At 56.7% G+C, this 11,605-nt stretch carries 12 protein-coding genes, 1 rRNA gene and 1 riboswitch; of the genes, 9 read left to right on the top strand and 4 right to left on the bottom strand.

The window, feature by feature from the left end; genetic code table 11:
* Both DXX99_RS11380 and DXX99_RS10545 read right to left on the bottom strand, forming a co-directional pair.
* Positions 1-205, bottom strand: a 205-nt coding sequence (locus tag DXX99_RS11380) for a hypothetical protein (protein WP_205664708.1), incomplete at its 3' end; no start/stop codon positions are given.
* Positions 206-292: 87 nt separating this feature from the next.
* Positions 293-1,399 carry an adenosylcobinamide amidohydrolase gene (locus DXX99_RS10545; protein WP_115793441.1) on the bottom strand — a complete coding sequence of 369 codons (1,107 nt, stop codon included), beginning with the start codon at positions 1,397-1,399 and terminating at the stop codon, positions 293-295.
* A gap of 196 nt (positions 1,400-1,595) precedes the next feature.
* Between DXX99_RS10545 and DXX99_RS10540 the strand changes: the two genes are divergently transcribed.
* The 6 genes from DXX99_RS10540 to DXX99_RS10515 all read left to right on the top strand — a co-directional run bounded on the left by DXX99_RS10540 (position 1,596) and on the right by DXX99_RS10515 (position 7,892).
* On the top strand, positions 1,596-2,303 hold the full coding sequence (locus DXX99_RS10540) for a response regulator transcription factor (RefSeq protein WP_115793440.1): 708 nt from the start codon (positions 1,596-1,598) through the stop codon (positions 2,301-2,303).
* Positions 2,284-3,714 (top strand): sensor histidine kinase, encoded by a 1,431-nt coding sequence (locus DXX99_RS10535; RefSeq protein WP_115793439.1) that lies wholly within the window; start codon positions 2,284-2,286, stop codon positions 3,712-3,714. The genes DXX99_RS10540 and DXX99_RS10535 overlap by 20 nt, the downstream gene beginning before the upstream one ends.
* The gene (locus DXX99_RS10530; RefSeq protein WP_115793438.1) at positions 3,686-4,816 is read left to right on the top strand and encodes an MGDG synthase family glycosyltransferase; all 1,131 of its coding nucleotides are present in this window, start codon (positions 3,686-3,688) and stop codon (positions 4,814-4,816) included. The genes DXX99_RS10535 and DXX99_RS10530 overlap by 29 nt, the downstream gene beginning before the upstream one ends.
* A gap of 7 nt (positions 4,817-4,823) precedes the next feature.
* A complete protein-coding gene (locus tag DXX99_RS10525; protein ID WP_115793437.1) occupies positions 4,824-5,438 on the top strand; it encodes a polysaccharide deacetylase family protein in 615 nt (204 codons plus the stop codon).
* A gap of 1 nt (position 5,439) precedes the next feature.
* Positions 5,440-5,949: a divergent PAP2 family protein gene (locus DXX99_RS10520; RefSeq protein ID WP_115793436.1), complete on the top strand. Its 510-nt coding sequence runs from the start codon at positions 5,440-5,442 to the stop codon at positions 5,947-5,949.
* A gap of 110 nt (positions 5,950-6,059) precedes the next feature.
* Positions 6,060-7,892: a glycoside hydrolase family 15 protein gene (locus DXX99_RS10515; protein WP_115793435.1), complete on the top strand. Its 1,833-nt coding sequence runs from the start codon at positions 6,060-6,062 to the stop codon at positions 7,890-7,892.
* Here DXX99_RS10515 and otsB read toward each other — a convergent pair.
* Together otsB and DXX99_RS10505 are read right to left on the bottom strand one after the other, a co-directional pair.
* On the bottom strand, positions 7,834-8,583 hold the full coding sequence (otsB, locus tag DXX99_RS10510; RefSeq protein WP_165847837.1) for a trehalose-phosphatase: 750 nt from the start codon (positions 8,581-8,583) through the stop codon (positions 7,834-7,836). The two genes, DXX99_RS10515 and otsB, sit on opposite strands and share 59 nt — an antisense overlap.
* Positions 8,580-10,034: an alpha,alpha-trehalose-phosphate synthase (UDP-forming) gene (locus DXX99_RS10505; protein ID WP_115793433.1), complete on the bottom strand. Its 1,455-nt coding sequence runs from the start codon at positions 10,032-10,034 to the stop codon at positions 8,580-8,582. The genes otsB and DXX99_RS10505 overlap by 4 nt, the downstream gene beginning before the upstream one ends.
* Before the next feature lie 106 nt (positions 10,035-10,140).
* Positions 10,141-10,290: riboswitch (cyclic di-AMP (ydaO/yuaA leader) on the bottom strand.
* A 173-nt stretch (positions 10,291-10,463) separates the two neighbouring features.
* Here DXX99_RS10505 and DXX99_RS10500 point away from each other — a divergent pair.
* The 3 genes from DXX99_RS10500 to DXX99_RS10490 all read left to right on the top strand — a co-directional run.
* Positions 10,464-10,859, top strand: coding sequence for a CoA-binding protein (locus tag DXX99_RS10500; RefSeq protein WP_115793432.1), 396 nt, complete (start codon positions 10,464-10,466; stop codon positions 10,857-10,859).
* Between the two features lie 4 nt (positions 10,860-10,863).
* Positions 10,864-11,340, top strand: a complete 477-nt coding sequence (locus DXX99_RS10495; RefSeq protein ID WP_115793431.1) for a GyrI-like domain-containing protein — start codon at positions 10,864-10,866, stop codon at positions 11,338-11,340.
* Positions 11,341-11,530: 190 nt separating this feature from the next.
* Positions 11,531-11,605, top strand: a 16S ribosomal RNA gene (locus tag DXX99_RS10490); the annotation flags it as partial.

Below are 11,605 nucleotides of genomic sequence, written 5' to 3'. Positions count from 1 at the left end.
CCGGTAGCCCGTTGCATCGGGTGTGCAGTTTTGGCCTCCACTCGCGCGACCGGTCGTGAACCCGCCGGGTAAGAGTCTGGCAGGAAGGACAGCTGGCTTCTTTCCTCGGTCGCCCGGCGTATACGTCAATCCTATCTGATTCGATCTTTACCCGGTAGATAATCCATCCTTGCAGTCCCAGAAGTTCCGCTATAAACTGTTTCATAGGCGGTCGAGAGCCTCCTTTGGGGTTGTGGTGTGCTAAACTATCCCTTGGCTCTTCGGCCGCCTCCCCCTTCTTACTCCACACTTTTTAGCTTAGAGCCCTACCGCTCGGAAGTTGCCCCCAACTGCTGATGAGTCGGTTAACTCCTCGCACCAAGAGGCGAAGAAGGTCATCAGCTGGGTTCTTTACTGTCTTTTGGGGAGCTTCCACCGGCAGATAGGAGCTGATTAGACGGCAGCCGATTTCCTTCACCGCTTCTTGGGAAAGTAAACCCCATTCCTGCTCGTCCAGCAGGTGAAGTAAAGCTGCCGTCAGGGCTACCATTTTTTCTTCCCGAGCCAGTTGATTCAGGCGGCTGAGATAAGCTTCTCTTGCAAGGTTGCCCCCTTCCTTTTCTGCCTGCTGCCAAAACTCTTCTGGACCCAGATTGTAGCGTTGAAGGCGGACCAGAAAGTTTTTCTGGCGCTGGGCATTGAGCCCCGTCTCTTTTTCCAAGGCTTCTTTCACCGCCTCCTTGACCACCGCTCCTATGAGCTCTCCCAGTTTAGAGTGCTTACCGGCATCGGAGAATCGGTAAGGGCTTTCTTGGTCGGCCACGGCTACTATCTGGTCTGTGCCCGAGCCTGTGGCCAGGCCTCGGGAGTAGCGGCTGGGAACCATGAGCTCCTGAAGGGCGGCAGCTTTGGCTTCAGTGGCGGTCACTACGGAGCGCACCAGGGTGTGGGGAGGGAGATTGCCGTTTATAAGCAGGATAATGTTAATGGTGCCTCCCACGAAGATCCATTTTCCTTCCTCCTCATAGTACCGGGCGGGGTCGCCGGCCCTACCGCCGTTCACATCTACTCCGGCGGTCACTATAGCTGTTACTTCTAAATTTCGGTATCGCTCGCTTTTGCAAGAGGCGTTCTCCATCCTAGCGGCAGTGAGTAAGCCGACGGAGTGTTTTGGAGAAAGACCAAGTTCTTGGGCGGTATAGGCCAGGTATCCCTCCCAGCTCCTACCGGGGAGAGTTTTGGGATCGTGACCATGGGAACAAGGAGGAACATGATGGTTGAAAACGGCCTTTATGTCTTCCCGATAGCCTCCATTCAGGCGTGCCGTGCTTACCACCCGTCGGGGGGCTGGAAATAGGACTATCAAAGAGTCGCCGTGTAGAAAAATTTCTTCTCCGCTTCCTCCACGACCCAAGTGCACTTTTCAGCGGACCTCCTTTGCGTTTTCTGATCGTTTTCGCTGGTTATTCTCGCCCTTCCTCCTCTCCGCGGAGAAGATGGAGAGGACAAGGCTTTTTACAGCTTGTTTACAAGCGAGAAGGGGCTCTCTAGTCCGAAAGCAAATGGCAGAGGTGTAGAATAAAAGTTGGTGATCGGAAGGAGGGAGGACGATAACGGTGACTAGGGAAGGAACGACCACCGTGTTGGTGGTGGAGGATGATCGCAATATTGCCGAGTTGGTGAGCCTTTACCTGGAGAAGTACGGTTTCAGGGTACTTACGACGGCAAGCGGCGCAGAGGCGTTGGAGATTTTAAAAGACGAAGCTGTTGACCTAGTCATTCTGGATCTCATGCTACCCGGGATCGACGGCTGGGAAGTCTGCCGTCAGATCCGCTCGAGCTCTCAGTTGCCGGTGATAATGCTCACTGCTAAAGGGGAGCTCCAGGACAAGCTGCAAGGCTTTGAGTTGGGAGCGGACGATTATGTGGTCAAGCCCTTCGACCCTCAGGAACTGATAGCCCGGGTGAAAGCGGTGTTGCGCCGGGCTGGGGAAACCAGGCCGAGGCGGGTGGATCTTCCTGACCTCACGATCGATCTGGAAAGCTATGTAGTGGAAGTGGCGGGCAGGAGGGTGGAGCTCACCAAGAGGGAGACCGAGCTCCTTTACTTTTTAGCTTCTCACCCTGGCCGGGTTTTCACACGGGAGTTTCTGCTCCAGCGGGTTTGGGGCTTCGAGTTTCCCGGTAATACCCGAACCGTGGATGTGCACGTGAACCGCCTGCGCGAGAAGCTTGACGGCTTGCCCAAGTCCTGGTACATAAAGACAGTCTGGGGTGTGGGGTACAAGCTGGTGGTAGGGGAAGATGCAGCGCATATTCGTTAAGGTACTGGTGTTCGGGCTGGGCATCGCCTTGATAAACACATTAATTTTGAGCTTGGTCCTCTCTTCCCTCTTTACCCGGTATTTCTACCGCAGCTACAGTTCTTTGCTCCTAGAAGCTTTAAAAGAAGGTAAGGAGTTCGCCGAGAAGTACGAGCACGAGGAGATTAAAAGACCGGCCTTTGAGCGAGCGCTGGTTCTCATTGACCGGTTGGAAGGAGTTCACTTCTGTTTTCTTGATGCCCAGAGAAGGATTCTTTTCACTACCGCGCCCCAACTGGATATCGGTCCTACTCAAGGCATGTTGGCCAAACTTAACAAAGAACTTAGTTCGCAGGAGTTTTGTTCCACCTTCTTCACCGATCCCCGCGACCCGTCTCTGGACATCATGGTGGGGGCTACGCGGGTGAACGACAAGATATTACTGGCCTTCTTCCCAGTAGCCGATATCCGGGAGCCGGTGCGCGAGAGCGTAATGCTGGTCTGGCTGGCCGCTGCCGGCGCCTTCTTGATTTCTATCGTCCCGGCCTACCTGATTTCCCGGCATTTTACGCGCCCGCTGGAGGAGATGGGGCAGTTGGCTTTGCGCATGGGCAAGGGGGATTTTTCCGTGCGCTTTCATACCGCCCGCCAGGACGAGATAGGGCAGTTGGCCCGTACGCTGGACGCTATGGCGGCCCAGCTCGAGGCTATAGATCGGGAGAGACAAGAATTTCTGGCTTACGTTTCGCACGAGTTGAGAACCCCTCTCACTTCCATCCGGGGCTTTGTCCAGGGTATGCTCGACGGCACCATCCCACCAGAGAAGCAGCAATCCTATCTGGCCAGGGTCTTTAGCGAGACCGAGCGTTTACGTCGCCTGGTGGACGATTTACTTATGCTGGTGCGTTTGCGTAGTGGGCGGTTTACCTTTAACTGGCAGAACACAGACCTTCGCCGGGTGCTGACCACTGTGGAGGAAGTAATGTCTCCCTTGGCGCTGGAGAAAGGGGTACAGCTGGAGTTTAGAACTCGGGAGGAGCTGCCGGTCTACGCCGATGAGGGAAGGTTAGTGCAGGTTTTTATGAATCTGGTAGATAATGCCATTAAGTTTTCCCCACCGGGCGGAAGAGTGTTAGTGGAAGCGGAAAAGTCCGATGGGCTTTTGCGTGTACAGGTTACAGATGAAGGACCGGGTATCCCGCCGGAAGAGTTACCCCGGATCTTCGACAGCTTCTATTCCGGTGCGGCTCGTTCGCGCTCGGAGCTCGGCACAGGCTTGGGCTTGGCCATAAGCAAGCTCATAGTGGAGAAGCATGGGGGGCACATAAGTGTCCAGAATCGGCCGGAAGGTGGGTGTACGTTCACCGTGCTCCTGCCGGCAGGCGGAAGAGGGGTGAACCATAGTGGCACGGGTGCTATTTCTGACCGCTGAATACGGCGCGGGGCATATACGGGCAGCCGAAGCCTTGCAGAAGGCTTTAGGGCAGATAAGACCTTCGTGGCAGAGTGTGGTGCTCAACTTTGTTCGGGAGGTCAATCCCTGGTTTGATCGCTTTTCCCAGCGTTTTTACCTGGCCTTCATCCGCAAGGTTCCTTCCTGGTACGGCTGGCTTTATCACCTCACGGATACCGAGCAGGAGCGGCGCTATCCCTGGGACAGGTGGGGGAGCAAGGCGCTCCTCCGCATATGCCGGATGCTCCAGCCCCAGGTGGTGGTAGCTACCTTCCCCACGCCGGGGCGGGTGGCGGGGGAAATGCGCCTATGCGGGGAGCTGGAAGTATCCGTGGTGATGGTCGTCACGGATCACACCGCCCATGCCGAGTGGGTGCATCCGGGGGTAGATCTTTACCTGGTGGCTGATGAGAAGGTGGCGAGACTACTGGAGCGACGAGGAGTGGAAAGGCGAAAAATCGCCGTCACCGGGATTCCGATCGATCCCTCCTTCGGTGCCCTTCCTTCTTATCTGCAGGCCCGGCGCCTCTGCGGCCTTCCTAAGGATGTACCGGTGGTGCTGATTAGCGGTGGGGGTTATGGCCGAGCGGCCTTTCTGGAGGAGATCTGCTTCTTCTTGGCTCGCCCGCCTTTTCCCCTGCTGGCGGTGGTGGTGGCCGGCAAGGACGAGGAATGGCGGCGGAAGCTGGAGCGCCGGTTTGGTCGCCTGTCTCACTTTCGGATCCTGGGTTTTGTGGAAAATATGGCGCTTTTCATGCGAGCGGCGGACTGCCTGGTGGGCAAAGCCGGCGCCTTGACCCTGGCGGAGGCGGCGGCTGCTGGCCTGCCGGTCATTGTATACCGTGCTTTGCCTGGGCAGGAGGAAGCCAATCTGACCTACTACCTGGAGGCGGGAAGCGCCGTACGCTTGACCTCTCCTGCGCTCTTCCCTTCCCTGCTAGAGGAGGTTCTTTGGGGAAAAAAGGGGAGGGTCATGCGTGAGGCGGCCCAAAAGGTTGCCCGCCCGGAGGCGGCCTTGCTGGGGGCGAGGCTCATAGCCGAGCAGGTGGAGTCCCGGTTCAGATCTTCTACTGTGGGATGAGGAGCAAATGGGAGTGATTAAAAAGGGCCCACGGGAAGGCGGGAAGGTGGCCCTCACCTTTGACGACGGGCCGGATCCGCTTTATACTCCCCTTTTACTCGAGTGCCTAGCCCGTTTCCAGGCAAGAGCTACTTTTTTCGTCCTCGCAAGCAAGGCGGAGCGCTATCCGGAGTTGATAAAGGCCATGATCCGGGAGGGGCACGAGGTGGGTAGCCACGGCATGAAGCATTTTCCCGTCTTCCTCCGCGGCTATCAGGGGGCGCGGAGGGAAATAAGCCAATCGATCAGCCTTATTTCCGCGCTGGCCGGAAGGCCTTTGCGCTTTTATCGTCCCCCCTGGGGGCGCTTCAACGGCCGAGTGCTCCGAGCTTCGCAGGAATTGGGGGTGGATATCGTTCTGTGGTCGCTTGACAGCGCCGACTGGCTGTGGGGGATAAATCCGGAAGTAGTGGTCCGCCGCCTCCGGCGGGCTTCGGCGGGGGACATAATCCTTTGCCACGATGGAAGTTTTATTCCTCACCGCTCCCTAGTTATCTTAAAGGCTTTGCCAGAGGTCCTGGCGTGGTTCGCTACGCAGAGTCTCAAGGCGGTTACTTTAAGTGAAATGCTGGAGGGGAGATGATATGTTACGCTACTGGTTTCTGGCTCACAAGCTCGTGTTGGCTCCGCTGGCTGCCTGTTGGGTAACGCAGGGCATAAAGAGCTTTATCGCTTGGCGGCGCGAGCGCCGGTGGAGCTGGGAATGGCTTTACGCCGATGGGGGCATGCCCAGCGCCCATAGTGCCATGGTCTCAGCCCTAGCTGTAGCCGTGGGGCTTTGTTTAGGGTTTGATTCGGCCGAGTTCGCCATGGCCTTGGTTTTTGCTCTCATTGTTTGGCACGATGCCATGGGAGTGCGCCGACTGGCAGGCAGGCATTCCCGGCTCTTGCGCGAACTAGCTGAGAAAGAAAAAATGGGGCAGATAGAAGAAGAACTGCCTAAAAGTCCGGTGGGACACACCCCTCAGGAAGTTTTGGTGGGAGCTTTCATCGGTGCCATGGTGGCTTTTCTCCTGCTGGGCCACAGTCATTTCGTCTGGCACTTGGCTAAGAGGTGGGGGACAATGGTGTTGCACTCCAGGGCTACCTTTTAATTTTTGGATGAAATAACCGCTAGCTTTTGGGCGCCTCCGGTCGTAACCTTGGATATAAAGAGGGCCGATATAATAGAATACCAGGACGGTCCTTAAGGAGAGTCGGGGTAATGCGCAAGCTACAGAATTACTTGGGCATGGTGGGGAACGGGGAAACGGTAGCCCTCATCGATCCGGAGGGGCGGATATCTTGGTTCTGCGTACCCCGGTTTGACAGCTTTCCACTCTTTGCGGCGGCGCTTGACCCCTATCGGGGAGGGTTTTTGCGGCTGCATTTCCCAGCCGAAGCTCGGGTGGTCTATACCGGACACGAGTATTACGACCGCACTAATGTGTTGCAGACCTTCTTTAAAGGGGCCGGGTTTCACGGCGTAATTGTAGATTTTATGCCTTGGCAAAGGAACGCCTTTATACGCTTGGTGAAGGTTAAGAACACCACTACCCAGCCTTTGCGTCTCCCCATAGAAGTGGAAGTGGTGCCCATACGCACTTCCTTCCGCCCCTTCGTGCGGCGGCAGGAAGGAAATGCCTTCCTCATTTTCGATCAGGATATGTGCCTCTACCTTTTACTGACGATTTCTAAAGAAGCGCTGGGCTTTCCCCGCATAGAGCTCTCCCTACCTCCAGGTGGGGAAGAAGAATTCCGCCTGGTCATGGGCTATGGTCGGGACCGCAAGGAGGCGGAGGCAGAGGTACAGAGGGCCCTGGAGGCCTCACTGGGAGAGACAGTGCGCTTCTGGGAACAGTGGCTGGAAAGGGCCAGGATACCTTCATGGCTTAAAGGTCCGCTATACAAGGCATACTGCCGGAGCTTGCTGGCTTTGAAACTCCTCACCCACCATCGGTCCGGTGCCATTTTGGCTGCCCCTACGGCTTCCTTTCCGGCTACCCCCGGCGGTAAAGAGAACTGGGATTACCGCTACTGCTGGATAAGGGACGGCTTCCTCACGGCCATGGCCTTCGATGAGGCGGGGCTGCACCAGGAGGCGCGCAAGTTTTATAATTTCATCTTGCACCTCCAGGCTCCGGACGGAAACTGGCCCCACCCCCTCTACACCATCGACGGAACCATTCCTTCCGAAGTAGAGATCTTGGACCTAGAGGGGCCGAACGGGGAGAAGCCTATTCGCTTCGGCAACGAAGCGGCCATTCAGCTGCAACTGGATAACGAGGGCAGCGTGCTTTACGGCCTCTGGTATCACTATGCGCTTACCCGGGATAAGGCCTACTTGCGGGAAATTTGGCCGGCTATTCGCAAGGCCGCTTTCTGGTTGCGACGGAACTGGTTCCGGGCTGAGCACGGCATTTGGGAGTTCCGTGAGCATCAGAGCCAGTGGACTTACGGCAAGGCCGTGACCTACGGAGGGCTTCTGGCGGCGGCGCGCCTGGCTCAGGAGCTGGGTTTCGGCCAGTTAGCGGGGATATGGCGAGGAGCGGCCTATCAAATGCAGAGCGAAGTGGTACATTACGCCTGGTCGGAAAAGCGCCAGGCTTTCACCCAGCTCTACGACGACGATTCGCCCCTCGACATTTCGGTGCTGGCCTTGGTCTTTTACGGCCTGGTTTCTCCCCGCGACCCGCGTATGCTTAAAACCATCCAGGCGTTGGAGGGCACGCGTGGCTGCCTCATCTACCGGGCCGTGGCCCGCTACGAGTGCGCCATTCTTCCTTTCGCCTTAGCTCAACTTTGGCTGACACGTTATCACCTGCGGGCGGGCAACCTCCAACGTGCCTGGGAGCTTACCGACATGCTACTGAACAACGCCACTTCCCTTTATCTATGGGGTGAGCATTTCGACCCGGAAACAGGAAAACAATGGGGTAACTTCCCCCAGACTTTTGTCCATGCCGAATTTGTGCGCACCGCCTGGGCCTGGCAGCGAGCTATGGCTGGCAGAGCCGAAGAAGTAGTTGCCGCACAGCTTCAGGCCCAGCAAGTTTGAAAGATGCTGGAGGAGCCTGGGAGCCTACTGCTACCCCGATCCCCGCTTTTTCTTCTACCAAGCGAAGGGCGGGGGCATCGCCCGCGTCGTCGCCGAAATAGGCGGGCAAAAATCCTTGGGCTTCGGCTAAAAGACGGGCCACGGCGGCTCCCTTGTTAATCCCGGGGGGCAGAAACTCTAGGACTTTTTTACCGGGACGGATCTGCCAGCGAGGTAGGAAAGTCTCCGCCGCCCGCCGGGCTTCCTCCTTCACTATTTTCGCCTCTTCCTTATCGGCTAGCCGGTAGTGGAGGGCCAAGACGAAACCCTTGTCTTCTAGGAGAAAGCCTTTTCTCCCCGCCAGCAGCTGGGCTAGGTAAAGGTGAAATTTATCTTTCAAAGCTTTTTCCTCCGAGCTAAGGGAGTACCGCCAGAGCTCCTTCCCCGCCACCTTTATTTCTGCCCCGTGGCACCCAGCCCAACCCCATATTTCACTTAGGGGCAGGAAGGCTTGGATTTCCTCCAGCCTTCTGCCGCTTACAATAGCCACGCGGTAGCGCCGCCCCAAAGCTTTCAGCAGCCGGACCAACTCCTGGTCCGGGCGGGCTTTGTCCGGTGTGGGAGCAATGGGTACCAGGGTCCCGTCGTAGTCGAACAGTAGCAGAAGCCGCGCGTTGTGTTTTTGTAAAAGGTCTAGCAAATCTTCCCTCACGGCGTGGCCACCGAATACTCGGCCCGGTGCTCGAGCGTGGTTTTGAGGAAGCTTCTGACCCAGGTGGCGGCTGTCCAGCGGGCCAGCTTCTGCTGCAAAGCTTGCAGCCGCTTCTTCTGCTCTTCCACCGGCATTTCCAGGGCTTGCCGGATGGCCTCCACCATGTCCTCGGGATTGTAAGGGTTGACCAGCAAGGCCTCCCGGAGGTGGCAGGCGATCCCGGCCAAGCGGCTTAGTACCAGCACCCCCGGTTTCTCTCCTTTAGTCACTACGTACTCGGCAGCCACCAGGTTGAGCCCGTCACGCAGAGGGGTTACTAGGGCTACATCGGCGGCCAAGTAAAAGGCCGCCAGCTCCTTCTGGTCGAAGGAGCGGTAGAAGTAACGTACCGGCGTCCAAGCGGGGGTGCTGAAGCGCCCGTTTATCCTCCCTACCAGAGCCTCCACCCGTCGGCGCAGCTCAGTATAAGCTCCAATGCCGTTACGGGTAGGCACCGCTATCTGCAAGAGGGTTACCCGCCCATGATATTCGGGATGTTTTTCTAGGAAGCGCTCGAAAGCGCTAAGCTTATCTAAAACCCCCTTGCTGTAATCTAGGCGTTCCACTCCCAACAACAGCTTTTCTCCGCCTATCTGCTCTCGGATGAGCTCAGCTTTCCTTCTTATTTCCGGATCCTTTCCCAGCGAAGAAAATAGCTCTTGGTTCACCCCTACCGGTATGGCCTGAACCTCTACCACCCGGCCTTGGTAGAAGATCAGCTTGCCCCCGGGTAGCAGAGTGGCGTCGGTGAAAGCACGGACACACTGCAAGAAGTTCTCTACATATTTAGGGACGTGGAAGGCGATTACGTCCGCGCCCAACAACCCCTCTATTATTTCCTTGGACCAAGGAATTACTTCCCAGGTATCCGGTCCGGGGAAAGGGATGTGCCAGAATAGACCGATCTTCGGGCTATCCTTGCCGAAAGCCTGTTGGCGAAGGAGCGAGGGAACCAAAGCCAAGTGATAATCGTGCACCCAGATGAGATCGGCATCATATCCCACTTTTCCGGTAAGGTGAGCGAACTTCCGGTTGACCTCGCGGTAACCTGTCCACCAATCGGGATCAATGACGCACTTCTCTAAAAAGTGGTGGCAGAGGGGCCACATAACCTGATTAGCGAAACCATCGTAATAAAGCTCTACTTCCCGGCGGGTTAGAGGCACCTCCACCCACTTCAAATTGCCTTCCTGGTAGGTGGTGCCGGCCTCTTTCTCGGAAGCAAACCTCCCTCCCCACGCGACCCAGGTGCCTGGGGTGGTGCGGAAGAGGGGCATTATAGCCGACACCAGGCCGCTTACTGCCCACTGCTTTTCCACTCCGGTCGCGGTTTCCTTAAGGACGAAAGGACCGCGGTTGGATACCACCACCAGCCGTACTTTAGACGGAAAACGCAAAGCTACGGTAGCCATGCGTTCCAGATCCCTCCTTTCCCGGAGCGGGTCCAAATTAAAAGCCCGCCTTTCACCGAAGAGGGAAAAGCGGGCAAGGCACCTACCTTACGCCTCTTACCGGGCGTCCGGTGCTTTCCACGCTTACGAGGTTAGCTGACGGGTTCGGGTCGAAAGCCTGACCCTACCCGGCCGTGCAAGGCCGGGATTCACCCCAAGAGACGGGTCCCCCGCTTCCCCCTCGGTCTGCCGAGGAAGAATTCAGCGCTCCAGCAATACACTATGCGGTTGTTAGTTTCTATTTTAACATAAAGTTTGGCCTGAAGCAACTAAAACCTGGGAAACCAGCAAAAACAAGGCCGCGCGGGAGGGCTGGAAAGCTGATGACACCGGGATGAAGATAGTTTATACTTTTTACAAAACGCGAGAGGATCTATCGGGGGAGGGAAAGTGAAAGGAGATCTAGCCGATTTCCTGCGAAAAAAGCGCTGGGCAGTGGTGGGTGCCTCGCGTGATCCGCAAAAATATGGGCACCGCATTTACTTTCAGCTTAAAGAGCTGGGATACGAAGTTTACGCCGTGAACCCCAACTGCCACAAGATCGACGGCGACCCGTGCTACCCCTCTTTAAGTGCCTTGCCAGTGCTTCCTGAGGTAGTTAATATCGTGGTGCCTCCACAGGTGGCGGAGCAGGTAGTCGAGGAAGCGATTCGGCTGGGAATAAAGCAGATATGGCTGCAGCCAGGCGCAGAATCTCCCGCGGTGCTGGAGGCGGCCGAGAGAGCTGGTCTTCGGGTAGTTTACGGCCAGTGCGTCTTGCTGGCCAGCAGACCGGAGGAGGGTTAAAGGTATGGAGGTAACTATAAAGGAACTCCCCCCGACGAAAGTAGCCTATCTGCGGAAGAAAGGAGATATGGAGAGCTTCCCCCTGGCGGTGCATGAACTGGAGAAGTGGATCGTCAACGCGGGGCTCACGGTTGCTGGGCCTCCGGTTCTGGTTTATCTGAGCAACCCGGTTGGTATGCCCTACCCTTTCCGGGAATGGGAGGTGCAGATTCCGGTCACCGGCGAGACCGAGGTTACAGAGGGGGAAAATGTAGGGGTAAAAGATTTGCCTTCACGCAAAGTGGCTTGCGTGCGGCATCAAGGGGGGTTTAAAGCTATAGAGTTTCTTCTGCCGGGCTTCTTCCGGGCTATCTACGAGCAAGGCTACCGCCTGGAGGGGCCGGCGGAAGAGGTTTACCCGGAACTGAAGGAAGGGGAGATAGATCCGGAGGTGGTTACCGAAGTACGTTTCCCTATTGCCAGCCGGTCGGAGAAGCATTAAAATAATATTGGAAAGCTCGCTAAGGCGAGCAGGTAGACCTCAAAAGAAAACCGCTTGACTCGCTCGGGCGGATATGCTAAGATAGGCGTTGCGTGTGGTGAGCGACCGATCTTTGAAAACTGGATAGTGGTGGTTGAAGAGAGGAAGCAGGGGGTTAGGATCGGCCTTCTGTTAGGAAGCGTTTAAGCTTTTAACGGAGGGTTTGATCCTGGCTCAGGACGAACGCTGGCGGCGTGCCTAACACATGCAAGTCGAGCGGGCTTGT

Origin of the sequence: Ammonifex thiophilus, assembly GCF_003368535.1 — a bacterium.
GTDB classification, from domain to species: Bacteria; Bacillota; Desulfotomaculia; order Desulfotomaculales; family Ammonificaceae; genus Ammonifex; species Ammonifex thiophilus.
The sequence above is the reverse complement of the archived record's forward strand: the minus strand, read 5'-3'. Positions and strand labels throughout refer to the sequence as shown.